Here is a 24,974-nt window from a genome sequence, read left to right as displayed (position 1 = left end):
TGTCGACTATCCTGCAATCTGTCCCAGTACACTTTGCAACTGTTACGGTATGCTCTACCGCCAGTGAGTCGCACAAAAACAACGAGCCACCCGCCATGACCAACCTGCTGCTGTACCAGCGTATCGCCCAGCAACTGGCCGATGACATCCGTCGTGGTGTCTACCAGCCAGGCGAGCGCGTACCGTCCGTGCGCAAGATGAGCGCCCAGCTCAACGTCAGCCATGCCACGGTGCTGCAGGCCTATGCCAATCTTGAAGACCAGGGGCTGATTCGCGCCCGGCCGCAGTCGGGCTACTACGTGCACCAGACCCCGGCCCTGACCGCGCAGACCCCGGACATTGCCCGGGTCGAGCGCCCGGGCCTGGTCACCCGTGCCAGCATCATCCAGCAAGTGCTCACCGAGGCGCGTCGCGATGGCGTGTTTCCGTTCGGCGCGGCTGTACCGCATGTCGATTACCTGCCAGTGCGCGCCCTGCATCAACAGATCGCCAAGGTCACCCGTTTTCACAGCCCCCGTGCGTTCAGCTACATGTTCAGCCCCGGTTTCGAGCCCTTGCGTCGGCAGATCGCGATCCGCATGCGCGACGCCGGTGTGCTGGTAGACCCGCGCGAAGTGATCGTCACCCATGGTTGTGTCGATGCCCTGCAGATGTCGCTGCGCGTGTTGACGCGCCCCGGCGACCTGATCGCTGCCGAATCGCCCACCTATTACGGCTTGCTGCAATTGGCCGACTTGCTCGGGCTGAAGGTGATCGAGATTCCCAGCGATCCGTCCACCGGCATCAGCCTTGAGGCTTTGCAACTGGCGGCGAACCAGTGGTCGATCAAGGCCCTGGTGCTGACCTCGCGCCTGAGCAATCCATTGGGCGGCACCATCCCTGAAGAGCGGCAAAAACAGTTGCTGCGCCTGGCGTCGGACTTCGACATCCAGATCGTCGAGGACGACATCTACGGCGAGCTGATGTTCGAGCAAGGCAAGACCAAGGCGCTCAAGGCCTACGACCGACTGGACCGGGTGATCTACTGTTCGAGCTTTTCCAAGACCCTGTCACCCGGTGTGCGGGTTGGCTGGATGGTGGCGGGACGTTACCAGGACGAGATCCAGCGGCTGCAGACTTTCACCACCCATTCGGCCTGCAGCGTGACCCAGATGGGGGTGGCGGCCTATCTGGAGAATGGCGGCTATGACCGCCACTTGCGCTATATCCGCCAGGAGTACCGCAAGAACCTCAGTGCCTATCAGTTGGCGGTGCAGCAGCACTTCCCGGAGGGTACGCAAATGACCCGGCCCACGGGAGGCTTCATTCTCTGGGTCAGCTTGCCGGGGCGGGTCAATACCCAAGAGCTGCACGTGCGTGCGCTGGAGCAGGGCATCAGCATCGCGCCCGGGCTGATCTTCAGTAATACCGAGCAGTTCAACCATTGCATTCGTCTCAACTGCGGCATTCCGTGGAACAAAGAGGCCGAGCGGGCGGTGATGACACTGGGCTTGTTGGCGCAGCAATTGTGCAGGGAGTCGCAGCCCACACTTTTGTAAGGCTTGCCAGGCGCGGGCGGAACGGAGAGCATACGCACATTCCCTGCCTGCCTGCCGGTGTCCATGAAACTCTTGCGTTGTGTTGCCCTGATCGTTTGCCTTGCGCCGCTCTGTACGCTTTCAGGCGTAGCCCAGGCTGCGCAGCCTGCGGCTCAAGCGCAGCAGGGCAAGCATGCCCCGGTAAAGCCGGCAAGTAAGCAGCCAGCCAAGGTCAAGCCCAAGCCTAAAGCCAAGGCGGCACGCAAGCCGGTCAGCAAGGCTGTGGCCAAGCCGCTGCCAAAAACCAAGCTTGATCTGAGCCTGCCGGCGGACATGGTCAATGATCTCGAGCCCAATGTCGGCAGTTCTACCACGCGTCGCAAACCTTTGCTGCCCGCCATGTTCACGGAGAAGCCCCAGAGCGACGACAGCCCCTTCCAGCTCAATGGCCGGCTGATCAGCAACGAAATGCAGCTGCAGATGCGCAATGACAGCCGTCGCGATGTTGAAGGCGCGGCCATCGACTTCGAGTTCCGTCAGTAGCGCAGTGCAACTGACTGCCGAGTCACGGCCGATTTCATCCGGCCAGCAATTTCAAACGTATGTTTGAGCGGTTACTATCCAGGGACGTTCGTCCCGTTTTGTTCCAGGGAGTCCTGTTGTCATGAATTGCCGTGAGGGCTGCGGTGCCTGCTGCATCGCCCCGTCCATCAGCTCAGCGATGCCGCGCATGCCCCAGGGCAAGCCGGCCGGCGAGCGCTGCCTGCACCTGACCGTCGAAAACCTCTGCGACCTGTTCGGCAAGCCCGAGCGGCCGTCAGTGTGTGGTGGTTTCAAGGCGGATATCGAGGTGTGCGGCAATGATCGCGACGAGGCAATCAGGATTCTCGGTTGGTGGGAGCAGATGACGGCGGCGTGACAAGGCTGGATCTTCGACAACAAGGATAAAGATGATGAGATCGTTCAAGCGTATTGCACTGCTGTGTGGCATGGGTGTCCTGCTGGCGCCGGCTGCCTGGGCCGAGAATTGGCAGGTGGCCAAGGACGAGGAGGGGATCAAGGTCTCGCTCAGTGAGGTGCCAGGCTCCAAGTACAAGGCCTACCAGGGCGTGACCTTGATCAAGGCACCACTGGCAAAGGTCCAGGCGCTGCAGGAAGATGTGGCGGGGGCGTGCAAGTGGATTCACGAGTGCAAGTCGCAGAAGCTGCTCAAGCATGAAGGCGACCAAAGCTGGACCTACACCCAGTTCAACACGCCATGGCCAGTGACGCCGCGTGATTCGGTGCTGCATATCACGACGCTCAAGGGTGCTGACGGCAGCCTGACCCGTAAACTGAAAGAAGAGCCGACCTATATCCCCGAAGAGAAGGGTTTCGTGCGGGTGGCCAAAGTCGAGGGTTTCTGGAAGCTGGTGCCGAAGGGTGACACTACCGAAGTGACTTACCAGGTGCACACCGAGCCGGGCGGCAGTGTGCCAGCGATGGTTGCCAACAAGTTCGTGGTCGATGCGCCGTTCAATACCCTGAAGGGGTTGCGCGAGCGGGCTGAAAAGCCCTGAGGGTCGCGTAGCGAATACAAAAAAGGCTGCCCGAGGGCAGCCTTTTTTTGCGTTCGGCTCGCTGAGCTTACTTGCGGTCGCTCAGTGCGACGATATCGCGCTTCTGCTCGCCGGTGTACAGCTGGCGCGGGCGGCCAATCTTGTACGGGCTGGAGAGCATTTCTTTCCAGTGCGAGATCCAGCCCACGGTACGTGCCAGGGCGAAGATCACGGTGAACATGCTGGTCGGAATGCCGATGGCCTTCAGGATGATGCCCGAATAGAAGTCGACGTTCGGGTACAGCGAGCGCTCGATGAAGTAAGGATCGGTGAGTGCGATTTCTTCCAGGCGCATCGCCAGTTGCAGCTGCGGGTCGTCTTTGATGCCCAGCTCGCGCAGGACTTCGTCGCACGTCTGTTTCATCACAGTGGCGCGCGGGTCGCGGTTCTTGTACACGCGGTGACCGAAGCCCATCAGTTTGAACGGGTCGTTCTTGTCCTTGGCCTTGGCGATGAAGGTGTCGATGTTCGAGACATCGCCAATTTCATCGAGCATGGTCAGCACGGCTTCGTTCGCACCGCCGTGGGCAGGGCCCCACAGTGCAGCGATACCGGCGGCGATACAGGCGAACGGGTTGGCACCCGAGGAGCCCGCCAGGCGCACGGTGGAGGTGGAGGCGTTTTGCTCATGGTCGGCGTGGAGGATGAAGATCCGGTCCATTGCCTTGGCCAGCACCGGGCTGATCGGTTTGATCTCGCACGGGGTGTTGAACATCATGTGCAGGAAGTTTTCCGCGTACGACAGGTCGTTGCGCGGGTACATCATCGGCTGGCCCATGGAGTACTTGTAAACCATCGCGGCCAGGGTCGGCATCTTGGCGACCAGGCGCACCGCAGAAATTTCGCGGTGTTGCGGGTTATTGATGTCCAGGGAGTCGTGGTAGAACGCCGACAGGGCGCCAACCACACCGCACATCACCGCCATCGGGTGAGCGTCGCGGCGGAAACCGTTGAAGAAGGACTTCAGCTGCTCGTGAACCATGGTGTGGTTCTTGACGGTGCTGACGAACTGGGCCTTCTGCTCGGCATTCGGCAGTTCGCCGTTGAGCAGCAGGTAGCAGGTTTCCAGGTAGTCCGATTGTTCGGCGAGCTGTTCGATCGGGTAGCCGCGGTGCAGCAGCACGCCCTTGTCGCCATCGATGTAGGTGATCTTCGACTCGCACGAGGCGGTCGCCATGAAACCTGGGTCGAAGGTGAAGTGACCAGTGGCCCCCAACCCGCGGACGTCGATTACATCAGGACCAACGGTGCCGGTTAAAATGGGCAGCTCGACGGGGGCAGCGCCCTCGATGACCAACTGCGCTTTTTTGTCAGCCATGTGGCCTCCTATTAATGCTTGAAATCATCAGACAGTCCCCCCACGCAGGGCCCGCACCACTATAGAGAACTAAATTCGAATGTCAATTTGCCTAAAGGCTGGTTGAAAGGGGCCATGAAGCCTGATTTTTCAAGAACTTCTCGCCCATTTACGCCTTTTGCTCGCTAAAGGCAATGCGCTATTTGGGCTACCCCGTCACGTTGTCATAAGCAGCCTAACTGTCTATACTCGGCACCCGACTCCCAGGGGCTTGCAAGCCCGAACTGCTGGGGGTCGCCGTTCCCTGGGTGGTGGGTACCTGACCAGTACACTTACCAACAACTTTGCCCTGATTCGCTAGGGGCTCTTCAGTGTGAAAAAAGCCGTGAAAAGCCAACGACCTGTAAACCTAGACCTAAGGACCATCAAGCTTCCTGTCACTGCGTACACGTCCATTCTGCACCGTATCTCCGGCGTCATCCTGTTCCTCGGCCTTGCCATCATGCTTTATGCACTGGGCAAGTCGCTGGGTTCCGAGGAAGGCTTCGGTGAGGTGAAGGCGTGTCTGACCAGCCCGCTGGCCAAGTTCGTGACCTGGGGCCTGCTGTCCGCCCTGCTTTATCACCTCGTGGCAGGTGTTCGTCACCTGATCATGGACATGGGCATCGGTGAGACGCTGGAAGGCGGCAAACTGGGCTCGAAAATCGTGATCGTCATCTCCGTGGTGCTGATCGTTCTGGTGGGAGTTTGGGTATGGTAACCAATGTCACGAACCTGTCGCGTTCGGGCCTCTATGACTGGATGGCGCAGCGCGTATCAGCGGTCGTTCTCGCGGCTTACTTCATCTTCCTGATCGGCTACGTGGTCGCCCACCCAGGCATCGACTACACCCAGTGGCACGGTCTGTTCTCCAATAACGCGATGCGGATCTTCAGTCTGCTGGCCCTCGTTGCCCTTGGCGCTCACGCCTGGGTCGGCATGTGGACCATTGCCACCGACTACCTGACGCCAATGTCGTTCGGTAAGTCGGCAACTGCGATTCGTTTCCTGTTCCAGGCGGTATGCGGCGTTGCGATGTTCGCTTACTTCGTCTGGGGTGTGCAGATTCTCTGGGGTATCTGATCCATGGCTAGCATTCCTACTATTTCCTTCGACGCCATCATCATTGGCGGCGGCGGCGCCGGCATGCGTGCTGCGCTGCAACTGGCTCAAGGCGGCCACAAGACTGCCGTGGTCACCAAGGTCTTCCCGACCCGTTCGCACACTGTATCCGCCCAGGGCGGCATCACCTGCGCCATCGCTTCGGCCGACCCGAACGACGACTGGCGCTGGCACATGTACGATACCGTCAAAGGCTCCGACTACATCGGTGACCAGGACGCTATCGAATACATGTGTCAAGAAGGCCCGGCTGCGGTCTTCGAGCTGGACCACATGGGCCTGCCGTTCTCGCGTACCGAAACCGGCCGTATCTATCAGCGTCCGTTCGGTGGTCAGTCCAAGGACTTCGGTAAAGGTGGCCAGGCCGCGCGTACTTGCGCAGCTTCCGACCGTACCGGCCACGCGCTGCTGCACACCCTGTACCAGGGCAACCTGAAAGCGGGTACCACCTTCCTCAACGAGTACTATGCCGTTGACCTGGTGAAGAACCAGGAAGGCGCCTTCGTCGGTGTGATCGCGATCTGCATCGAAACCGGCGAAACCATGTACATCAAGTCCAAGGCCACCGTTCTGGCCACTGGCGGTGCTGGTCGTATCTATGCTTCCACCACCAACGCCCTGATCAATACCGGCGACGGTATCGGCATGGCCCTGCGTGCCGGTGTGCCGGTGCAGGACATCGAGATGTGGCAGTTCCACCCGACCGGCATCGCCGGCGCCGGTGTACTGGTGACCGAAGGTTGCCGTGGTGAAGGTGGCTACCTGATCAACGCCCACGGCGAGCGCTTCATGGAGCGTTATGCGCCGAACGCGAAAGACCTGGCCGGCCGCGACGTGGTCGCCCGTTCCATGGTCAAAGAGATCATCGCCGGCAACGGCGTGGGCCCGAACAAGGACCACGTACTGCTGAAGCTGGACCACCTGGGCGAGGAAGTGCTGCACAGCCGCCTGCCAGGTATCTGCGAACTGTCCAAGACCTTCGCCCACGTCGACCCTGTGGTCGCGCCGGTTCCGGTCGTTCCAACCTGCCACTACATGATGGGCGGCGTTGCCACCAACATCCATGGCCAGGCCATCACCATGGACGAAGAGGGCAAGGATCACATCATCCCGGGTCTGTTCGCCGTAGGTGAAGTGGCGTGCGTATCGGTTCACGGTGCCAACCGCCTGGGCGGCAACTCGCTGCTCGACCTGGTGGTGTTCGGCCGTGCTGCCGGCCTGCACCTGGAGAAGGCGCTGAGCGACGGCATCGAGCATCTCGACGCCAGCGACACCGACATCGATGTTGCCCTGAACCGCCTGAACAAGCTCAACGAGCGCTCCACCGGCGAAGACGTTGCCAGCCTCAAGCGCGAGCTGCAGAGCTGCATGCAGAACTACTTCGGTGTATTCCGTACCGGCGAATACATGCAGAAGGGTATCGAGCAGCTGGCTGGCCTGCGTGACCGCATCGCCAACGTGAAGATCAACGACAAGTCCCAGGCCTTCAACACCGCGCGTATCGAAGCGCTGGAGCTGCAGAACCTGCTGGAAGTTGCCGAAGCTACCGCCATTGCGGCCGAAGCCCGTAAAGAGTCGCGCGGCGCTCACGCCCGTGAAGACTTCGAAGACCGTGACGACGAGAACTGGCTGTGCCACACCCTGTACTACCCGGGTGAGAAGCGCGTTGCCAAGCGTGGCGTCAACTTTGCGCCGAAGACTGTTCCAGCCTTCGAACCAAAAATCCGGACTTACTAAGGGTGGCTGCTATGTTGAAAGTCGAAGTTTATCGCTACAACCCCGACACCGACGCGGCCCCCAAGATGGAGTCGTTCGACGTCGATACCGGCGGCAAGGACTTGATGGTCCTGGACGTGCTGGCGCTGATCAAGGAAAAGGACGAGGGCTTCTCGTACCGTCGCTCGTGCCGTGAAGGCGTGTGCGGTTCCGATGGCATGAACATGAACGGCAAGAACGGCCTGGCCTGCATCACCCCGCTGTCGGGCGTGGTCAAGGGTAACAAGCTGGTATTGCGCCCGCTGCCGGGCCTGCCGGTCATTCGTGACCTGGTCGTCGACATGAGCATCTTCTACAAGCAGTACGAGAAGGTGAAGCCGTTCCTGCAGAACGACACCCCGGCTCCGGCCATCGAGCGTCTGCAGTCGCCGGAAGACCGCGACAAGCTGGACGGTCTGTACGAGTGCATCCTGTGCGCTTGCTGCTCGACCTCCTGCCCATCGTTCTGGTGGAACCCGGACAAGTTCCTGGGCCCCGCCGCTCTGCTGCAGGCCTACCGCTTCCTGGCCGACAGCCGTGACACCAAGACCCAGGAGCGCCTGGCGTCCCTGGATGACCCGTTCAGCGTATTCCGCTGCCGCGGGATCATGAACTGCGTCAACGTTTGCCCGAAGGGTCTGAACCCGACCAAGGCAATCGGCCACGTACGTAACATGCTGCTGCAAAGCGGCACCTGATTCAAAGCGTTGCAACTGCAGTAAGCCGAGGTGCGGGTGGTGAGCCCGCACTGAGGTAAAACCTGAGCAAGGGCCCACAAAGCCTGCGCTCGATACCTATGAAGATATGAGACCAGCAGGGGCTTTCCGGGCTGGTACCCGGAAAATCAGCAAGATCCAAGTGGCGTGGTTCAGTCGCTGTGTTCGGACTTTTCCAGGTTTTCTATGGCTCTCGCCGATCAGTCCCCTAACCGAGGGTGACCAAGCATGCAAGAAAGCGTGATGCAGCGCATGTGGGAAAGCGCCCACCTTTCAGGTGGTAACGCTGCATATGTGGAAGAGCTCTACGAGCTCTACCTGCACGACCCTAACGCTGTGCCAGAAGAGTGGCGCACTTACTTCCAGAAGTTGCCTGCTGATGGCAGCACCGCTACCGATGTATCGCACTCGACAATCCGCGACCATTTCGTACTGCTGGCAAAGAACCAGCGCCGCGCCCAACCGGTATCTGCCGGGAGCGTGAGCAGCGAACACGAGAAGAAGCAGGTTGAAGTTCTGCGACTGATCCAGGCCTATCGTATGCGCGGCCATCAGGCTGCCAAGCTCGACCCGTTGGGGTTGTGGCAGCGCTCCGCGCCCGTAGACCTGTCGATCAATCATTACGGCTTGACCAATGCCGATCTTGATACGACCTTCCGTGCCGGCGACCTGTACATCGGCAAAGAGGAAGCGAGCCTACGCGACATCGTCGACGCGCTCCAGAAGACATATTGTCGCACCATTGGCGCCGAGTTCACCCACATCGTCGATTCCGAGCAGCGCAGCTGGTTCCAGCAGCGCCTGGAAAGCGTGCGCGGCCGTCCGGATTTCTCCGCCGACGTGCAGGCCCACCTGCTCGAGCGCGTGACCGCCGGTGAAGGCCTCGAGAAGTACCTGGGCACCAAGTACCCAGGCACCAAGCGCTTCGGTCTTGAGGGCGGCGAAAGCCTGATCCCGATGCTCGACGAGATGATCCAGCGCTCCGGTTCCTACGGCACCAAGGAAGTCGTGATCGGCATGGCTCACCGTGGCCGTCTGAACGTGCTGGTCAACACCTTCGGCAAGAACCCGCGCGAGCTGTTCGACGAGTTCGAAGGCAAGAAGATGAACGAGCTGGGCTCCGGTGACGTGAAGTATCACCAGGGCTTCTCCTCGAACGTGATGACCACCGGTGGCGAAGTTCACCTGGCCATGGCGTTCAACCCGTCCCACCTGGAAATCGTCTCGCCAGTGGTCGAGGGTTCGGTGCGCGCCCGTCAGGACCGCCGCAACGACACCGTCGGCGACAAGGTGCTGCCGATCTCGATCCACGGCGACGCGGCCTTCGCTGGCCAGGGCGTGGTCATGGAAACCTTCCAGATGTCGCAGACCCGCGGTTTCAAGACCGGCGGTACCGTGCACATCGTGATCAACAACCAGGTCGGTTTTACCATCAGCAACCCGCTGGATGCGCGCTCCACCGAGTACGCCACCGACGTTGCCAAGATGATTCAGGCGCCGATCCTGCACGTTAACGGTGATGATCCGGAAGCCGTGCTGTTCGTGACCCAGCTGGCCATCGATTACCGCATGCAGTTCAAGCGTGACGTGGTTGTCGACCTGGTCTGCTACCGCCGTCGCGGCCACAACGAGGCCGACGAGCCGAACGGCACCCAGCCGCTGATGTACCAGCAGATCAGCAAGCAGCGCACCACCCGTGAACTGTATGCCGACGCGCTGATCCAGGCCGGTCGCATCGACGCTGAGCGCGCTCAGGCCAAGATCGACGACTACCGCAATGCGCTGGATAACGGCCTGCACGTGGTCAAGAGCCTGGTCAAGGAGCCGAACCGCGAGCTGTTCGTCGACTGGCGTCCGTACCTGGGCCACGCCTGGACCGCGCGTCACGACACCCGCTTCGACCTCAAGACCCTGCAAGACCTGTCGGCCAAGCTGCTCGAACTGCCAGAAGGCTTCGTCGTCCAGCGTCAGGTGTCGAAGATCTACGAAGATCGCCAGAAGATGCAGGCCGGTGGCTTGCCGATCAACTGGGGTTATGCAGAGACCATGGCCTACGCCACCCTGCAGTTCGAAGGTCACCCGATCCGCATGACCGGCCAGGACATCGGCCGTGGCACCTTCTCGCACCGTCACGCGGTGCTGCACAACCAGAAGGACGCCAGCACCTACGTACCGCTGCAGAACCTGTTCCCGGGCCAGCCGCGCTTCGACCTGTACGACTCCTTCCTGTCGGAAGAAGCGGTACTGGCCTTCGAATATGGCTACTCCACCACCACGCCAAACGCGCTGGTGATCTGGGAAGCCCAGTTCGGCGACTTCGCCAACGGTGCGCAAGTGGTGATCGACCAGTTCATCACCAGCGGTGAGCACAAGTGGGGCCGCCTGTGCGGTCTGACCATGCTGCTGCCACACGGCTACGAAGGGCAGGGACCGGAGCACTCCTCCGCGCGTCTGGAGCGTTACCTGCAGCTGTGCGCCGAGCACAACATCCAGGTCTGCGTACCGACTACCCCGGCACAGATCTACCACCTGCTGCGTCGCCAGGTCATCCGCCCGCTGCGCAAGCCGCTGGTAGTCCTGACGCCGAAGTCGCTGCTGCGCCACAAGCTGGCCATCTCGACCCTGGAAGACCTGGCAGAAGGCTCGTTCCAGACCGTGATCCCGGAAATCGACGCGATCGATCCGGCCAAGGTCGAACGCCTGGTGCTGTGCAGCGGCAAGGTCTACTACGACCTCCTGGAAAAACGCCGTGCCGAAGGCCGCGAAGACATCGCGATCCTGCGTCTGGAGCAGCTGTATCCGTTCCCGGAAGACGACCTGGTCGAAATCCTGGCGCAGTACAGCAACCTCAAGCACGCCGTCTGGTGCCAGGAAGAGCCGATGAACCAGGGTGCCTGGTACAGCAGTCAGCACCACATGCGCCGTATCCTTGGCCGCCACAACAAGGCGCTGGTCCTGGAATACGCCGGCCGCGACGCCTCTGCCGCGCCAGCCTGTGGTTACGCTTCGAAGCACGCCGAACAGCAGGAAAAACTGCTGCAAGACGCCTTCACTGTTTAACGCCTTCGCGCACCTGAAACCGAATTTAAGGAAACACTGATAATGGCTATCGAGATCAAAGCCCCAACCTTCCCGGAATCGGTTGCCGATGGCACCGTTGCCACCTGGCACAAGAAGCCGGGCGAAGCCGTCAAGCGTGACGAGCTGATCGTCGACATCGAGACCGACAAGGTCGTCCTGGAAGTACTGGCCACCGCCGATGGCGTGATGGGCGACATCGTCAAGGGCGAGGGCGACACCGTCCTGTCCGACGAAGTGCTGGGTTCGATCGTTGAAGGTGGCGCAGCTGCCGCTCCTGCCGCTGCTCCGGCCGCTGCTGCTCCGGCAGCCGCTGCCGCCGACGCTGGCGAAGACGACCCGGTCGCCGCGCCAGCCGCGCGCAAGCTGGCTGAAGAGAACGGCATCGACCTGGCTACCGTTGCCGGCACCGGCAAAGGCGGTCGCGTCACCAAGGAAGACGTGGTGGCTGCAGTCGCCAACAAGAAGTCGGCACCTGCCGCTGCTCCGGCTGCCAAGCCGGCCGCTGCCGCCGCTGCTCCGGTCGTGACCGCCGCTGGCGACCGTACCGAGAAGCGCGTGCCGATGACCCGTCTGCGCGCCAAGATCGCCGAGCGTCTGGTCGAAGCCCAGTCCAACATGGCGATGCTGACCACCTTCAACGAAGTCGACATGACCGAAGTCATGGCCCTGCGTTCGAAGTACAAGGACCTGTTCGAGAAGACCCACAACGGCGTGCGCCTGGGCTTCATGTCGTTCTTCGTCAAGGCCGCCACCGAAGCGCTGAAGCGTTTCCCGGCTGTCAACGCCTCGATCGACGGCAACGACATCGTCTACCACGGCTTCGCCGACGTCGGCGTTGCCGTCTCCAGCGACCGTGGCCTGGTGGTACCGGTACTGCGTAACGCCGAGTCGATGAGCCTGGCGGAAATCGAGAACGGCATCGCCACCTTCGGCAAAAAGGCCCGTGACGGCAAGCTGTCGATCGAAGAAATGACCGGCGGCACCTTCACCATCACCAACGGTGGTACCTTCGGTTCGATGATGTCGACCCCGATCGTCAACCCGCCGCAGGCCGCTATTCTCGGCATGCACAACATCATCCAGCGTCCAATGGCCATCAATGGCCAGGTTGTGATTCGCCCGATGATGTACCTGGCGCTGTCGTACGATCACCGTCTGATCGACGGCAAGGAAGCGGTAACCTTCCTGGTCACCATCAAGAACCTGCTGGAAGATCCGTCTCGCCTGCTGCTGGACATCTAACCCTCTGGCTGCGTACCGTTCGGCCCCTGGCTTCGAAAGAAGCGGGGCCGCGCGGTTCGCGGCTTGTAGCTTGTAGCTGATAAGGAATCTTTTATGACCCAGAAATTCGACGTAGTGGTGATTGGTGCAGGTCCTGGCGGCTATGTGGCTGCCATCAAGGCTGCCCAACTCGGTCTGAAGACTGCCTGTATCGAGAAGTACACCGACGCCGAGGGCAAACTGGCCCTGGGCGGCACCTGCCTGAACGTAGGTTGCATCCCGTCCAAGGCGCTGCTGGACAGCTCCTGGAAGTACAAGGAAGCCAAAGAGAGCTTCAACGTCCACGGCATCTCCACTGGCGAAGTGAAGATGGACGTGGCCGCGATGGTTGGCCGCAAGGCTGGCATCGTCAAGAACCTGACCGGCGGCGTTGCCACCCTGTTCAAGGCCAACGGCGTCACTTCGATCCAGGGCCACGGCAAACTGCTGGCTGGCAAGAAAGTCGAAGTCACCAAGGCTGACGGCACCACCGAAATCATCGAAGCCGAAAACGTGATCCTGGCTTCCGGTTCGCGTCCCATCGACATTCCGCCGGCTCCGGTCGACCAGAACGTCATCGTCGACTCCACCGGCGCCCTGGAATTCCAATCGGTACCCAAGCGCCTGGGCGTAATCGGTGCTGGCGTGATCGGCCTGGAGCTGGGTTCGGTATGGGCTCGCCTGGGTGCTGAAGTCACCGTGCTGGAAGCCCTGGACACCTTCCTGATGGCTGCCGACACCGCCGTGTCGAAAGAAGCCCAGAAGACCCTGACCAAGCAAGGCCTGGACATCAAGCTGGGCGCTCGCGTCACTGGCTCGAAAGTCAACGGCAATGAAGTCGAAGTGACTTACACCAATGCCGAAGGCGAGCAGAAGATCACCTTCGACAAGCTGATCGTCGCGGTCGGCCGTCGTCCGGTGACAACCGACCTGCTGGCCTCCGACAGCGGCGTGACCATCGACGAGCGTGGCTACATCTTCGTCGACGATCACTGCGCCACCAGCGTACCGGGCGTGTTCGCCATCGGTGACGTGGTGCGCGGCATGATGCTGGCCCACAAGGCCTCGGAAGAGGGCATCATGGTCGTCGAGCGCATCAAGGGCCACAAAGCCCAGATGAACTACGACCTGATCCCATCGGTTATCTACACCCACCCGGAAATCGCGTGGGTCGGCAAGACCGAACAAGCCTTGAAGGCAGAGGGTGTTGAGGTTAACGTAGGCACCTTCCCGTTCGCGGCCAGCGGCCGTGCGATGGCGGCCAACGACACCGGTGGTTTCGTCAAGGTCATCGCCGATGCCAAGACCGACCGCGTACTGGGTGTGCACGTGATTGGCCCATCGGCTGCCGAACTGGTGCAGCAGGGCGCAATCGCAATGGAATTCGGCACCAGTGCCGAGGATCTGGGCATGATGGTCTTCAGCCATCCAACCCTGTCCGAAGCGTTGCATGAAGCAGCGCTGGCAGTGAATGGCGGCGCCATTCACGTGGCCAACCGTAAGAAGCGTTAATTATAAGAAACCACGGCGGGCTGCCCGTCGTGAGTCTTGCGTGCATGACTCACCGCGGAACGTCCGCCGGACCGGACTACACGGGAAAACCCGGGGTCAACGGTCACAGGTGGTGCGGCGCCAGTAATGGCGCAGCGCCGAAGCGCAGTACCTAACGAAGACGGTAAAAAGCATGAATCTTCACGAGTATCAGGGTAAGCAGCTGTTCGCTGAATACGGCCTGCCAGTTTCCAAGGGTTTCGCAGTCGACACCCCTGAAGCTGCAGCAGAAGCCTGCGACAAGATCGGCGGTTCCGAGTGGGTTGTTAAGGCCCAGGTTCACGCCGGTGGTCGCGGTAAAGCGGGCGGCGTAAAGCTGGTTCGCAGCAAAGAAGACGCCAAGGCGTTCGCTGCACAGTGGTTGGGCAAGAATCTGGTTACTTACCAGACCGACGCCAACGGTCAACCCGTCTCCAAGATTCTGGTCGAATCCTGCACTGACATCGCCAAAGAGCTGTACCTGGGCGCTGTCGTGGATCGTTCGAGCCGCCGTATCGTGTTCATGGCTTCCACCGAAGGTGGCGTGGACATCGAGAAAGTCGCTCACGACACGCCTGAGAAGATCCTCAAGGCCACCATCGACCCGCTGGTCGGCGCTCAGCCGTTCCAGGGCCGTGAGCTGGCGTTCCAGCTGGGCCTGGAAGGCAAGCAAGTTCAACAGTTCGCCAAGATCTTCGTAGGCCTGGCCAAGCTGTTCAAGGATCACGATCTGGCCCTGCTGGAAGTGAACCCGCTGGTGATCAAGGCCGACGGCGACCTGCACTGCCTCGATGCCAAGATCAACATCGACGCCAACGCCATGTACCGTCAGCCTAAGCTGAAGACCTTCCACGACCCGTCGCAGGACGACGCCCGTGAAGCCCACGCTGCCAAGTTCGAACTGAACTACGTTGCCCTCGAAGGCAACATCGGCTGCATGGTCAACGGTGCCGGCCTGGCCATGGGTACCATGGACATCGTCAACCTGCACGGCGGCATGCCAGCCAACTTCCTCGACGTGGGCGGCGGCGCTACCAAAGAGCGCGTTACCGAAGCGTTCAAGATCATTCTGTCCGACAGCAATGTCGCGGCCGTTCTGGTCAACATCTTCGGCGGCATCGTTCGCTGCGACATGATTGCCGAAGGCATCATCGGTGCAGTGAAAGAAGTCGGCGTCAAAGTACCGGTTGTCGTTCGCCTTGAAGGCAACAACGCCGAACTGGGCGCTAAAGTACTGGCAGAAAGCGGTTTGAACATCATTGCGGCAACCAGCCTGACCGACGCTGCTCAACAAGTTGTCAAAGCTGCGGAGGGCAAGTAATGAGCGTCCTGATCAATAAAGACACCAAAGTCATCTGCCAGGGCTTCACCGGCTCGCAGGGTACTTTCCACTCCGAACAAGCCATCGCCTACGGCACCAAGATGGTTGGCGGCGTGACCCCAGGCAAAGGCGGCACCACTCACCTGGGCCTGCCGGTGTTCAACACCGTGAAAGAAGCCGTAGAAGCCACCGGCGCTGACGCTTCGGTCATCTACGTACCGGCTCCTTTCTGCAAGGACTCGATCCTGGAAGCGGCCTTCGGTGGCATCAAGCTGATCGTCTGCATCACCGAAGGCATTCCTACCCTGGACATGCTGGATGCCAAGGTCAAGTGCGACGAGCTGGGCGTTACCCTGATCGGCCCTAACTGCCCAGGTGTCATCACCCCGGGCGAGTGCAAGATCGGCATTATGCCAGGCCACATCCACTTGCCAGGCAAGGTCGGTATTGTGTCGCGTTCCGGCACCCTGACCTACGAAGCTGTTAAGCAGACCACCGACGCCGGCTTCGGCCAGTCGACCTGCGTCGGCATCGGCGGTGACCCGATCCCAGGCTCCAACTTCATCGACATCCTGAAGCTGTTCCAGGAAGACCCGAAGACCGAAGCGATCGTCATGATCGGTGAGATCGGCGGTTCGGCTGAAGAAGAAGCTGCGGCCTACATCAAGGCCAACGTCACCAAGCCAGTCGTTTCCTACATCGCCGGTGTTACCGCACCTGCGGGCAAGCGCATGGGCCATGCTGGCGCCATCATCTCCGGCGGTAAAGGCACTGCGGACGAGAAATTCGCCGCACTGCAGGACGCTGGCGTGAAGACCGTGCGTTCCCTGGCTGACATCGGCAAGGCCCTGGCCGAGCTGACTGGCTGGGAAGCCAAGAAGTAAGTAACACGTAATACCCCCACGCGCACAAAGGCCACCTTCGGGTGGCCTTTGTCGTTATGCAAGTTAGGAAAATTCGATTAACTCCATCAGGATTTTCAACCAGACATTGGCTCGAATCAGCAATAAATTGTCGTCCAGCACAGACATCCAGACGACAAACATGTACGCACATCGGACAAGCAGCACTATTGCGGTGCGTTTGCCGGGTAAAACGGTTAATCTACGCGCTCACTCTGTGCCCGTACCCCAAAAGGGAACGACACGCTAAACGGGTCTGGCCTACCAAGCCGGGCAGCATTTCCCTCATCCATGGGGAAATCCCCTCTCGAATCCCGATTTCAGCAGTGTGGTACTACCCTAAATGAAAGTTTTAAAAGGCCAGGATATCCTGGCACTTGGCTTTATGACGTTTGCGCTTTTCGTAGGCGCCGGCAACATCATCTTCCCGCCTATCGTCGGCCTGCAATCCGGGCCGCACGTGTGGATGGCAGCACTAGGCTTCCTGGTGACTGCCGTGGGCCTGCCCGTTATCACCGTGGTCGCCCTGGCCAAGGTCGGTGGCGGCATGGATGCGTTGAGCAGCCCGATCGGCAAGTTCTTCGGTGGCCTGCTGGCCGCGGTTTGCTACCTGTCGGTCGGCCCGCTGTTCGCAACCCCGCGTACCGCGACCGTGTCGTTCGAAGTGGGCGTTGCGCCGTTGACCGGTGAAAGCCCGTTGGCGCTGTTCCTCTACAGCCTGGTGTACTTCATCGTGGTGCTGGCCGTTTCCATGTATCCGGGCAAGCTGCTCGATACCGTGGGCCGTTTCCTTGCGCCGCTGAAGATCATCGCCCTGGCCGTACTGGGTATTGCTGCCTTCGCGTTGCCGGCGGGCACCATTGGTGAAGCGCAACCGGCCTATGCGGCCGCAGCGTTCTCCAAAGGCTTCTCCGATGGTTACCTGACCATGGATACCCTGGGCGCGTTGGTGTTCGGTATCGTCATCGTCAACGCCATCCGCTCGCGCGGCGTCGAGTCGCCGAAGCTGATCACTCGCTATGCCATCATTGCCGGCCTGATTGCCGGTGTGGGCCTGGCGCTGGTGTACATCAGCCTGTTCCGCCTGGGTGCCGGCAGCCACGATATCGCGGCTGATGCCACCAATGGCGCGGCGGTCCTGCACGCTTATGTGCAGCACACCTTCGGTTCGCTCGGCAGTGGCTTCCTCGCCGTACTGATCGCACTGGCCTGCCTGGTAACGGCTGTTGGCCTGACCTGTGCCTGCGCCGAATACTTCAGCCAGATCCTGCCGCTGTCGTACCGCGCGCTGGTGGTGATCCTCGCGGGCTTCTCGCTGCTGATCTCCAACCTGGGCCTGACCAAGCTGATCATGTTCTCGATCCCGGTGCTGACCGCTATCTACCCGCCGTGCATCGTGGTGGTGGGCCTGAGCTTCGTCAAAGACCTGTGGAATTCGCCAACGCGTATCCTCGCGCCGGTGATGCTGGTGTCGCTGCTGTTCGGCATGGTCGATGCGATCAAGGGCAGCAGCATTGCTCACGTGCTGCCGGACTTCATGGCACACCTGCCGCTCAGCGACCAAGGCCTTGCCTGGCTGGTGCCGTCCGTGGTGACCCTGGTGGGTGCCGTGGCGTGCGACCGCATGCTCGGCAAGCCGCGCGAAGCGCTGGCCTGATGTGTTGAGACCCGCTGCGGGCACCGGCCACAAGCCGTAGGGTGTCAGCCCCGAGTCGATACCAAAAGCCCCGTATCCCTGAGGATGCGGGGCTTTTTAGCTTTCAGGGGTGTGCTTTTCCGTGTTCGCAGGCTTTGCGTCACGGGATCTAATCCGGTCGCGCCTGGATTTCGAGACCCCTGCATGCAATTCATTCAAGAACACCTCCTCAACGTATCGGCCGCTTGCTGGTTTGTCCTGTGCTGGAGCGGCTTTACCCGCTACGCCACGTGGAAAGGCCGCGAGACTGTTTGCCTGGCCAGTGTCATGCACCGCTATCGGGAGGATTGGATGCGGCGCATGCTGTTGCGCGACGGCCGCATCGCCGATGCCAGCGTGGTAGGTAGCCTTGAGCGCAATGCCTCGTTTTTCGCCTCCAGCACCCTGATTATCCTGGCAGGTATTCTGACTGTGCTTAGCGCCTCGGATCGCGCCCTGTCGCTACTGGCTCACCTTCCGCTGGTGCAACATGATTCTCAGGGGGTTTCGGAAATCAAGTTGCTGTGTCTGGCGATGGTCTTCGTCTATGCGTTCTTCACGTTCAGCTGGTGCATGCGCCAATACAATTTTGCTGCCGTGCTGGTCGGCTCCGCGCCTGTGGTTGGCGAGTGTCTGGCCGATGAGCGAGAGCGCAAGGCGTTCGCTTCACGGGCAGCGAGGGTTTTGTCGCTGGCCGCCAACCAGTTCAACTATGGTCTGCGTAGTTACTACTTCGGTATGGCGATGCTGACGTGGTTCATCAGCGCCTGGCTGTTCATGGTCGTGAGTGTCGGGGTGGTATTGATCCTGTATCGCCGCGAGTTCCATTCCGACGTGCTGCAAGTGATGATGTTCAAGCCGGCAGCAAGTACCGCCATGGAAGTGCATCCCGAAAGTGTCAGCACCTGAAACGTTTAATCGCTAAACGCCAGGCACAAAAAAACCCGACATCGTCGGGTTTTTTTGTACGGCGCGATTACTGCTTGGCAGGCTCGGCTGGTGGGGTAGCAGGTGCGGCCTCTTCGGCAGCCTTCTGCTCGGCTTCAGCCTGATCTTTGGCGGCTTCGGCGTTTTCCTTGGCAGCGTCGTTCATCTTATCCTGAGCTTCGCCCATTTTTTCCTGGGCTTGCTCGGCGTGTTGCTGTGCGTCTTGGGCTTTGTCTTCGCTCGCTTTATCGCAAGCAGCCAGGCCCATGGCAGCAGCCAGCATCAGAGCAAAAGCAAATGGTTTACGCATGGGGGTGTATCTCCTTGGTGGAATAAGTGAGTTGTTCCTTCGAGTTCGAGCTTACCGCAGAAGTTCCGTATCTTTTACAGATATATAACACAGCGTACTAGATAGACTTTTTTCTGATTTTATGCAGCGGATTCAGGACGTGCACCGATGACCGATTCTAATTTGCAGGCGATGGCTGAACGCTTCTTGTCGGCGTTAAAACATTGCCAGGTGTTACAGATGCAAGTTGCCCACGCTGACGGCAATGGCATAACCCTGTTGTTGCCTTGGTCGCCCACCATAGTCGGCAACCCGCAGACCGGCGCAGTGCATGGTGGCGCCCTGACCACGCTGATGGACACCACCTGTGGCATGGCCACGCTGTGCGTGCTGCCGAGCTTCGAAGTGTGCCCGACCCTGGACTTGCGCATCGACTATATGCACCCGGCAGAGCCCGGCAAGGCCATCTACGGCCATGCCCAGTGCTATCGGGTCACCCGGGACGTGATCTTTACCCGTGGCACGGCTTACCAGGACGACCCCGACGAGCCAATCTGCCAAGTGGTGGGTACGTTCATGCGCCTTGGGCCGGAAATCAAAGGTGGCATTCGGTTCGGCAAAAGTCTGAAGGAGGGCGGTGAATGATTCCGCAGGATGTCCGTAAACAGCTGAATGAGGCCCATGCCGTGGGTGACTATCAGCCCCTGTTGGCCCTGATTCCCTATGCCGGCCTGATCGGCATCACCTGCGAGCGCCAGGGTGATGACCTGCTGTTCCGTCTCCCGGCCAACCCGGACAACATTGGCAACCCTTTGCTGCCGGCCATTCACGGCGGCGTGATCGCAGGCTTCATGGAGCTCTCAGCGGCCCTGTACCTGCTCATTTACAGTGAAAGCGTCAGCATCCCGAAAATCATCGATTTCTCCATCGATTACCTGCGCGCCGGGCATTTTCGCGACACCTACGCGCAGTGCCAGCTCTGGCGCCAAGGCCGACGGGTAACCAATGTCGCGATCACCGCCTGGCAGGGCGATCGACAGGCGCCGATCGCCACGGCGCGGGCGCATTTCAAGATCGAACCGGAAAAGCCCTTGAAATCGTCCGGGCAGCCCCCATCTGCATGACATCCGCCGTCAACGCAGGCCAAACCGGCCGCCAGGCGGCCCTTGCCATCAGATCGGAGTTTTGAAGACCATGAGTGTGGAAACACAAAAGGAAACCCTGGGCTTCCAGACCGAGGTGAAGCAACTGCTGCACCTCATGATTCATTCGCTGTATTCGAACAAGGAAATCTTCCTTCGCGAGCTGATTTCCAACGCCTCCGACGCCGCTGACAAGCTGCGTTTCGAGGCCCTGGCCAAGCCGGAACTGCTCGAAGGCGGCGCTGAACTGCGAATCCAGCTGAGCTTCGACAAGGACGCCGGTACCCTCACGCTCGACGACAACGGCATCGGCATGAGCCGCGAAGACGTGATTACCCACCTGGGTACCATCGCCAAGTCCGGCACCGCCGACTTCATGAAGAACCTCACCGGTGATCAGAAGAAGGACTCGCACCTGATCGGCCAGTTCGGCGTGGGCTTCTATTCGGCCTTCATCGTTGCCGACAAGGTCGACGTGTTCAGCCGTCGCGCCGGCCAGCCGGCCTCCGAGGGCGTGCACTGGTCCTCCAAAGGCGAGGGCGAATTCGAAGTCGCCACCGTCGACAAGCCAGAGCGCGGTACCCGTATCGTCCTGCACCTGAAGAAGGACGAGCAGGAGTTCGCCGATGGCTGGCGCCTGCGTAACCTGGTCAAGAAATACTCCGATCACATCGCTCTGCCAATCCAGTTGCCGAAGGAGCAGGCTGCCGCCGAAGGCGAAGAGCAGCCGGCCCTGGAATGGGAAGTGGTCAACCGTGCCAGCGCCCTGTGGACCCGTCCGCGCACCGAGATCAAGGACGAGGAATACCAGGAGTTCTACAAGCACATCGGCCATGACTTCGAAAACCCGCTGGCCTGGAGCCACAACAAGGTCGAAGGCAAGCTTGAGTACAACTCGCTGCTGTACGTGCCAGCCCGTGCACCGTTCGACCTGTACCAGCGCGAAGCACCGCGTGGCCTGAAACTGTACGTGCAGCGCGTGTTCATCATGGACCAGGCCGAGTCGTTCCTGCCGCTGTACCTGCGCTTCATCAAGGGTGTAGTCGACTCCAACGACCTGTCCTTGAACGTCTCCCGCGAGATTCTGCAGAAAGATCCGATCATCGACTCGATGAAGACCGCGCTGACCAAGCGCGTGCTGGACATGCTGGAGAAGCTGGCGAAGAACGAACCCGAGCAGTACAAAGGCTTCTGGAAGAACTTCGGGCAGGTGCTGAAGGAAGGCCCGGCCGAAGACTTCGCCAACAAGGAAAAAATCGCTGGCCTGCTGCGCTTCGCCTCCACCCAGGACGAAAGCGGCGAGCAGAGCGTTGCCCTGGCGGATTACCTGGCCCGCGCCAAAGAAGGCCAGGACAAGATCTACTACCTCAGCGGTGAGTCGTACGCGCAGGTCAAGAACAGCCCGCACCTGGAAGTCTTCCGCAAGAAAGGCATCGAGGTGCTGCTGCTGACCGACCGCATCGACGAGTGGCTGATGAGCTACCTCAACGAGTTCGACGGCAAGTCCTTCGTCGATGTTGCCCGTGGCGACCTGGACCTGGGCAAGCTGGACTCTGAAGAAGACAAGAAGGCCCAGGAAGAAGTCGCCAAGGACAAGGAAGGCCTGGTCGAGCGCCTGAAAGGCGCGCTGGGTGACAGCGTTGCCGAAGTGCGTGTGTCGCACCGCCTGACCGACTCGCCGGCGATCCTTGCCATCGGCGAACAGGACCTGGGCCTGCAGATGCGCCAGATCCTCGAAGCCAGCGGGCAGAAGGTACCGGATTCCAAGCCGATCTTCGAATTCAACCCGACCCACCCACTGATCGAGAAACTCGACAACGAGCAGAGCGAGGACCGCTTCGCCGAGCTGTCGCACATCCTCTTCGATCAGGCGGCCCTGGCGGCCGGTGACAGCCTGAAGGACCCGGCGGCGTACGTTCGTCGTCTGAACAAGCTGTTGGTCGAGCTGTCTGCTTGAGTTGATGCACAGGAAAGCCCGCCTCGGCGGGCTTTTTTCATGGTGAAGGCATAAGGAGTGCTTGATGAGCAAGGTAATCGTCGAATCGTTGGTCTATCACCTGTCCGGCAAAACCTACGAAAGCCGCCTGGTGTACGAGCCCGGTGCGCTGGGGCGCCCGGGCCTGGTGATGGCGCCGAACTGGATGGGCATCGGCGAAGGCGCCGAGCGCATTGCCAAGGAAGTGGCCGAGAAGGGTTACGTGGTGCTGATCGCCGACTTGTATGGGCAGTCGGTGCGTCCGTCCAACGCCGACGAGGCGGGGGCGGCGATGATGCCGTTGAAGAATGATCGCGCCGAGCTGCGCAAGCGCATGCAGGAAGCCTTGGCGCAGTTGCTGGGCCAATCCAAGGCGTTGCTGGAGCCCGGCAAGGTGGCAACCTTCGGCTTCTGCTTCGGTGGTTGCTGCGCCCTTGAGTTGGCGCGTACTGGCGCTGACCTGAAGGCTGCCGTGTCGTTCCACGGCACGCTGGATACGCCGAATCCGGAAGATGCCAAGCGAATCAAGGGTTCGGTCCTGGTGCTGCATGGGGCGTCCGACCCTCTGGTGCCGAAGGAGCAACTGCCGGCGTTCGAGGACGAGATGAACGCGGCCAAGGTCGATTGGCAGTTGCTGAGCTATGGCGGCGCGGTGCATTCGTTCACCGACCCGAATGCCAATGTGCCGGGCAAGATGCAGTATGACCGCCGCACTTCCGAGCGGGCGTTCCGCGCGATGCACAATCTGCTCGCTGAAGTGTTCCAGCGCTGAGGTTGCATTGGGGCCGCAAGGCGGCCCCAATCAGCGGGGTAATTCGATACGCGACGTTTCACCCGGCACCGTCGGCCAATCGCCGGCAGCCCATTTGGCCCTGGCCCGCTCGATCAGCTCAGAGTCACTTGCCACGAAGTTCCAGTTCATCCGCCGCGGCCCATCCAGAGGCGCCCCCCCGATCAGCACCAGCTGGCAGTTACCTTGCGCATAAAGGGTGACTTCTTCGCCCTCTGGCAGCACTACCAGGCTGCACGGCTCGACGTCCTCATCGTTCAACATCAGCTCGCCTTCGAGCACGTACAGCGCCCTCTGCACATGCTCATGAGGCACCAGCAGTGTGGTCGCCGGTTGCATTTGCACATGCGCGTAGAGGGTAGGGGAGAGCACCGGCACGGGTGATTCCAGGCAAAAACCGCTGCCGGCGATCATGCAGATGCGTACCCCCAGATTCTCGCTAACCGGCAGGCTGGCTGCAGGATGATGGCTGTAACTGGGCTCGCCTTGTTCGGCTGCCTGCGGCGATGCCAGCCATACCTGCAACCCATGCAAACGTGAGCCATGGGCCAACGCGTCCGCAGGCGTGCGCTCGACATGCGCCACACCGCTGCCTGCGGTCATCCAGCTGACATCGCCTGGCAGCACCTGCTGGTTGGAGCCCAAGCTGTCCTTGTGCAGGATTGCCCCTTCGAACAGGTAGGTCAGGGTCGAAAGCCCGATATGCGGGTGTTGGCGGATGTCCATGCCTTGGCCCGGCGCGTAATCGGTCTCCAGCATGTGGTCGAAAAACACGAAGGGCCCGACGCTGCGGCACTGAGCCGATGGCAGCGGGCGCAGGATCGGCTGGCCCTCGACCGATTCGGCGCGCGGACGGATGATCAGGGGGCGGCTCATGTGGGGCTCCGAGCGGGGTGCGGGGCTCCCAGCATAGCGGTTTGCCAGGCAATGCTGAACCGCCGGCAGCACTGCCGGGTCTACTCTGTTCATACTCGATAAGGAAGCTGCCCATGATCGCCAGAGCGCTGGCCTGCCTGCTGTTGTGTGGAGGGCTGTGCCAGGCGGCACAGGCGCGTGACTACCGCTACAGTGATGCCCATCTGCACTATGTGGACTTTTTCCAGGAAACCGAGGGCATGCCTGCCCTGATTAAGTCCATGGACGATGCGGGTGTCGAGCACGCGATGATTTCCGGCATTCCGGTGGCCAAGAAATGGCACGAAGACGAGCCCAAGCGCCCGCGTTATTACGCCGGTGATGACGCCGATGCCTACTGGTACAGCGCCACCGATACCTACGTTGCGGCGGCGCTGCAGAAGCTGCCTGAAGAGCAGCGCAAACGCTTCCATCCTTTTCTGACCGGCTTCAACCCGGTGGACAAGAACGCCGCCAACCATATCGAGCGCATGCTCGATCTCTATCCGGGGTTGTGGCAGGGGATCGGCGAAGTATTCACTCGCCACGATGACCTGACCGCGCTGACCAGCGGTGACACACCACGGGCCAATAATGAGGCCATGACGCGCATCTATCATCTGGCGGCCGAGCGCGACATGCCGGTGCTGCTGCACTCCAACATCACCTCCAAGCGCGAACGCAATCCGCTGTACCTGGCCGAGATCGAAGAGCCGCTGCGCAATCATCCGCATACGCGGTTCATCTGGGCGCATGCGGGCACCAGCATGGAAATCCATCGGCACCAGACGCAGATGGATTTTCTACTGCCGGTGCTGACGCGCCTGCTGGAGGACTACCCGAACTTGTATGTGGACTTGTCCTGGAGTGTGCTCCAGCCCTATCTGCTGGATGACAAGGGCGTGCCGCGCAAGGAGTGGGTGGCGTTGGTCGAGCGTTATCCAGAGCGGTTCATGCTCGGCTCCGATGTCGTCGGGAAATTTGGCAGTGTTGGCGAGCAGATGCACGGCTTCAAGCCGTTCCTCGATGCCCTGCCGGAGGGAGTGGCCAATCGGGTGGCGCGGGATAACTTCCTGGCGGTGTTGCCTAAAGGGCAATAAAAAAACCCGGCATTTCTGCCGGGTTTTTTCTTACAGCTTACTAC

General features: G+C 60.7%; 23 protein-coding genes. 20 read left to right on the top strand and 3 right to left on the bottom strand.

Features of this window, described 5'->3' with window-relative positions; translation table 11 throughout:
- The first annotated feature begins 95 nt into the window (after window positions 1-95).
- The 4 genes from ACIQUF_RS07930 to ACIQUF_RS07915 all read left to right on the top strand — a co-directional run bounded on the left by ACIQUF_RS07930 (window position 96) and on the right by ACIQUF_RS07915 (window position 3,076).
- The gene (locus ACIQUF_RS07930; protein ID WP_403130221.1) at window positions 96-1,538 is read left to right on the top strand and encodes a PLP-dependent aminotransferase family protein; all 1,443 of its coding nucleotides are present in this window, start codon (window positions 96-98) and stop codon (window positions 1,536-1,538) included.
- A gap of 63 nt (window positions 1,539-1,601) precedes the next feature.
- Window positions 1,602-2,060, top strand: coding sequence for a hypothetical protein (locus ACIQUF_RS07925; RefSeq protein WP_403130219.1), 459 nt, complete (start codon window positions 1,602-1,604; stop codon window positions 2,058-2,060).
- Between the two features lie 121 nt (window positions 2,061-2,181).
- Entirely contained in the window at window positions 2,182-2,436 is a 255-nt protein-coding gene (locus ACIQUF_RS07920) for a YkgJ family cysteine cluster protein (protein ID WP_403130216.1), read from the top strand.
- Between the two features lie 34 nt (window positions 2,437-2,470).
- Complete coding sequence (locus ACIQUF_RS07915; RefSeq protein ID WP_403130329.1) at window positions 2,471-3,076, top strand: START domain-containing protein; 606 nt, start codon at window positions 2,471-2,473, stop codon at window positions 3,074-3,076.
- A gap of 67 nt (window positions 3,077-3,143) precedes the next feature.
- Here the strand turns inward: ACIQUF_RS07915 and gltA are convergent, their stop codons facing one another.
- The gene (gene gltA, locus ACIQUF_RS07910) at window positions 3,144-4,433 is read right to left on the bottom strand and encodes a citrate synthase (protein ID WP_403130214.1); all 1,290 of its coding nucleotides are present in this window, start codon (window positions 4,431-4,433) and stop codon (window positions 3,144-3,146) included.
- A gap of 352 nt (window positions 4,434-4,785) precedes the next feature.
- Between gltA and sdhC the strand changes: the two genes are divergently transcribed.
- From sdhC to ACIQUF_RS07855, 11 genes are all read left to right on the top strand, one after another.
- On the top strand, window positions 4,786-5,172 hold the full coding sequence (sdhC, locus tag ACIQUF_RS07905) for a succinate dehydrogenase, cytochrome b556 subunit (protein ID WP_012315350.1): 387 nt from the start codon (window positions 4,786-4,788) through the stop codon (window positions 5,170-5,172).
- Window positions 5,166-5,534: a succinate dehydrogenase, hydrophobic membrane anchor protein gene (gene sdhD, locus ACIQUF_RS07900; protein WP_008091903.1), complete on the top strand. Its 369-nt coding sequence runs from the start codon at window positions 5,166-5,168 to the stop codon at window positions 5,532-5,534. Before sdhC ends, sdhD begins: the two co-directional genes overlap by 7 nt.
- A 3-nt stretch (window positions 5,535-5,537) precedes the next feature.
- Window positions 5,538-7,310 (top strand): succinate dehydrogenase flavoprotein subunit, encoded by a 1,773-nt coding sequence (gene sdhA / locus ACIQUF_RS07895; RefSeq protein WP_172287553.1) that lies wholly within the window; start codon window positions 5,538-5,540, stop codon window positions 7,308-7,310.
- An 11-nt stretch (window positions 7,311-7,321) separates the two neighbouring features.
- Complete coding sequence (locus ACIQUF_RS07890; RefSeq protein WP_133331444.1) at window positions 7,322-8,026, top strand: succinate dehydrogenase iron-sulfur subunit; 705 nt, start codon at window positions 7,322-7,324, stop codon at window positions 8,024-8,026.
- Window positions 8,027-8,272: 246 nt separating this feature from the next.
- Window positions 8,273-11,104: a 2-oxoglutarate dehydrogenase E1 component gene (locus tag ACIQUF_RS07885; protein WP_403130209.1), complete on the top strand. Its 2,832-nt coding sequence runs from the start codon at window positions 8,273-8,275 to the stop codon at window positions 11,102-11,104.
- A 42-nt stretch (window positions 11,105-11,146) separates the two neighbouring features.
- Window positions 11,147-12,367 carry a 2-oxoglutarate dehydrogenase complex dihydrolipoyllysine-residue succinyltransferase gene (gene odhB / locus ACIQUF_RS07880; protein ID WP_400794106.1) on the top strand — a complete coding sequence of 407 codons (1,221 nt, stop codon included), beginning with the start codon at window positions 11,147-11,149 and terminating at the stop codon, window positions 12,365-12,367.
- A 93-nt stretch (window positions 12,368-12,460) separates the two neighbouring features.
- Window positions 12,461-13,897, top strand: a complete 1,437-nt coding sequence (gene lpdA / locus ACIQUF_RS07875) for a dihydrolipoyl dehydrogenase (protein ID WP_403130206.1) — start codon at window positions 12,461-12,463, stop codon at window positions 13,895-13,897.
- A gap of 172 nt (window positions 13,898-14,069) precedes the next feature.
- Window positions 14,070-15,236, top strand: coding sequence for an ADP-forming succinate--CoA ligase subunit beta (gene sucC, locus ACIQUF_RS07870; RefSeq protein WP_403130202.1), 1,167 nt, complete (start codon window positions 14,070-14,072; stop codon window positions 15,234-15,236).
- Window positions 15,236-16,120 carry a succinate--CoA ligase subunit alpha gene (sucD, locus tag ACIQUF_RS07865; RefSeq protein ID WP_016393102.1) on the top strand — a complete coding sequence of 295 codons (885 nt, stop codon included), beginning with the start codon at window positions 15,236-15,238 and terminating at the stop codon, window positions 16,118-16,120. The genes sucC and sucD overlap by 1 nt, the downstream gene beginning before the upstream one ends.
- A 361-nt stretch (window positions 16,121-16,481) precedes the next feature.
- Window positions 16,482-17,795, top strand: coding sequence for a branched-chain amino acid transport system II carrier protein (brnQ, locus tag ACIQUF_RS07860; RefSeq protein WP_403130198.1), 1,314 nt, complete (start codon window positions 16,482-16,484; stop codon window positions 17,793-17,795).
- A gap of 183 nt (window positions 17,796-17,978) precedes the next feature.
- Entirely contained in the window at window positions 17,979-18,722 is a 744-nt protein-coding gene (locus ACIQUF_RS07855; RefSeq protein ID WP_403130194.1) for a DUF599 domain-containing protein, read from the top strand.
- 67 nt (window positions 18,723-18,789) lie between these two features.
- Here ACIQUF_RS07855 and ACIQUF_RS07850 read toward each other — a convergent pair whose 3' ends face one another.
- A complete protein-coding gene (locus tag ACIQUF_RS07850) occupies window positions 18,790-19,050 on the bottom strand; it encodes a hypothetical protein (protein WP_400794113.1) in 261 nt (86 codons plus the stop codon).
- A gap of 147 nt (window positions 19,051-19,197) precedes the next feature.
- Here ACIQUF_RS07850 and ACIQUF_RS07845 point away from each other — a divergent pair, with 147 nt between their 5' ends.
- The 4 genes from ACIQUF_RS07845 (at window position 19,198) to ACIQUF_RS07830 (ending at window position 22,918) form a co-directional block, all read left to right on the top strand.
- Window positions 19,198-19,674: a PaaI family thioesterase gene (locus tag ACIQUF_RS07845; protein ID WP_403130191.1), complete on the top strand. Its 477-nt coding sequence runs from the start codon at window positions 19,198-19,200 to the stop codon at window positions 19,672-19,674.
- The gene (locus ACIQUF_RS07840; protein ID WP_403130189.1) at window positions 19,671-20,153 is read left to right on the top strand and encodes a PaaI family thioesterase; all 483 of its coding nucleotides are present in this window, start codon (window positions 19,671-19,673) and stop codon (window positions 20,151-20,153) included. The genes ACIQUF_RS07845 and ACIQUF_RS07840 overlap by 4 nt, the downstream gene beginning before the upstream one ends.
- A 70-nt stretch (window positions 20,154-20,223) precedes the next feature.
- On the top strand, window positions 20,224-22,128 hold the full coding sequence (htpG, locus tag ACIQUF_RS07835) for a molecular chaperone HtpG (RefSeq protein ID WP_403130186.1): 1,905 nt from the start codon (window positions 20,224-20,226) through the stop codon (window positions 22,126-22,128).
- A 64-nt stretch (window positions 22,129-22,192) separates the two neighbouring features.
- Complete coding sequence (locus ACIQUF_RS07830) at window positions 22,193-22,918, top strand: dienelactone hydrolase family protein (protein ID WP_403130183.1); 726 nt, start codon at window positions 22,193-22,195, stop codon at window positions 22,916-22,918.
- 30 nt (window positions 22,919-22,948) lie between these two features.
- Here ACIQUF_RS07830 and ACIQUF_RS07825 read toward each other — a convergent pair whose 3' ends face one another.
- On the bottom strand, window positions 22,949-23,812 hold the full coding sequence (locus ACIQUF_RS07825) for a pirin family protein (RefSeq protein WP_403130180.1): 864 nt from the start codon (window positions 23,810-23,812) through the stop codon (window positions 22,949-22,951).
- A gap of 113 nt (window positions 23,813-23,925) precedes the next feature.
- On the opposite strand from ACIQUF_RS07825, the gene ACIQUF_RS07820 reads away from it, so the two are divergent.
- Window positions 23,926-24,930: an amidohydrolase family protein gene (locus tag ACIQUF_RS07820; RefSeq protein ID WP_403130178.1), complete on the top strand. Its 1,005-nt coding sequence runs from the start codon at window positions 23,926-23,928 to the stop codon at window positions 24,928-24,930.
- The last annotated feature ends 44 nt before the right edge of the window (window positions 24,931-24,974 follow it).

It is taken from the genome of Pseudomonas sp. NPDC090233, from assembly GCF_044772285.1.
In the GTDB taxonomy this organism is placed as follows: Bacteria; Pseudomonadota; Gammaproteobacteria; order Pseudomonadales; family Pseudomonadaceae; genus Aquipseudomonas.
This window is presented reverse-complemented; position numbering and strand designations above follow the sequence as displayed.

Excerpts from the sequence above, each read along its gene's own strand:
- odhB (WP_400794106.1), top strand. The coding sequence starts at position 11,147 with ATGGCTATCGAGATCAAAGCCCCAACCTTCCCGGAATCGGTTGCCGAT.
- lpdA (WP_403130206.1), top strand. The coding sequence starts at position 12,461 with ATGACCCAGAAATTCGACGTAGTGGTGATTGGTGCAGGTCCTGGCGGC.
- ACIQUF_RS07920 (WP_403130216.1), top strand. The coding sequence starts at position 2,182 with ATGAATTGCCGTGAGGGCTGCGGTGCCTGCTGCATCGCCCCGTCCATC.
- sucC (WP_403130202.1), top strand. The coding sequence starts at position 14,070 with ATGAATCTTCACGAGTATCAGGGTAAGCAGCTGTTCGCTGAATACGGC.
- ACIQUF_RS07925 (WP_403130219.1), top strand. The coding sequence starts at position 1,602 with ATGAAACTCTTGCGTTGTGTTGCCCTGATCGTTTGCCTTGCGCCGCTC.
- ACIQUF_RS07850 (WP_400794113.1), bottom strand. The coding sequence starts at position 19,050 with ATGCGTAAACCATTTGCTTTTGCTCTGATGCTGGCTGCTGCCATGGGC.
- ACIQUF_RS07840 (WP_403130189.1), top strand. The coding sequence starts at position 19,671 with ATGATTCCGCAGGATGTCCGTAAACAGCTGAATGAGGCCCATGCCGTG.
- sdhD (WP_008091903.1), top strand. The coding sequence starts at position 5,166 with ATGGTAACCAATGTCACGAACCTGTCGCGTTCGGGCCTCTATGACTGG.
- ACIQUF_RS07890 (WP_133331444.1), top strand. The coding sequence starts at position 7,322 with ATGTTGAAAGTCGAAGTTTATCGCTACAACCCCGACACCGACGCGGCC.
- ACIQUF_RS07885 (WP_403130209.1), top strand. The coding sequence starts at position 8,273 with ATGCAAGAAAGCGTGATGCAGCGCATGTGGGAAAGCGCCCACCTTTCA.
- ACIQUF_RS07915 (WP_403130329.1), top strand. The coding sequence starts at position 2,471 with ATGAGATCGTTCAAGCGTATTGCACTGCTGTGTGGCATGGGTGTCCTG.
- ACIQUF_RS07825 (WP_403130180.1), bottom strand. The coding sequence starts at position 23,812 with ATGAGCCGCCCCCTGATCATCCGTCCGCGCGCCGAATCGGTCGAGGGC.
- ACIQUF_RS07855 (WP_403130194.1), top strand. The coding sequence starts at position 17,979 with ATGCAATTCATTCAAGAACACCTCCTCAACGTATCGGCCGCTTGCTGG.
- gltA (WP_403130214.1), bottom strand. The coding sequence starts at position 4,433 with ATGGCTGACAAAAAAGCGCAGTTGGTCATCGAGGGCGCTGCCCCCGTC.
- ACIQUF_RS07830 (WP_403130183.1), top strand. The coding sequence starts at position 22,193 with ATGAGCAAGGTAATCGTCGAATCGTTGGTCTATCACCTGTCCGGCAAA.
- ACIQUF_RS07930 (WP_403130221.1), top strand. The coding sequence starts at position 96 with ATGACCAACCTGCTGCTGTACCAGCGTATCGCCCAGCAACTGGCCGAT.
- ACIQUF_RS07820 (WP_403130178.1), top strand. The coding sequence starts at position 23,926 with ATGATCGCCAGAGCGCTGGCCTGCCTGCTGTTGTGTGGAGGGCTGTGC.
- sdhA (WP_172287553.1), top strand. The coding sequence starts at position 5,538 with ATGGCTAGCATTCCTACTATTTCCTTCGACGCCATCATCATTGGCGGC.
- ACIQUF_RS07845 (WP_403130191.1), top strand. The coding sequence starts at position 19,198 with ATGACCGATTCTAATTTGCAGGCGATGGCTGAACGCTTCTTGTCGGCG.
- sucD (WP_016393102.1), top strand. The coding sequence starts at position 15,236 with ATGAGCGTCCTGATCAATAAAGACACCAAAGTCATCTGCCAGGGCTTC.
- htpG (WP_403130186.1), top strand. The coding sequence starts at position 20,224 with ATGAGTGTGGAAACACAAAAGGAAACCCTGGGCTTCCAGACCGAGGTG.
- brnQ (WP_403130198.1), top strand. The coding sequence starts at position 16,482 with ATGAAAGTTTTAAAAGGCCAGGATATCCTGGCACTTGGCTTTATGACG.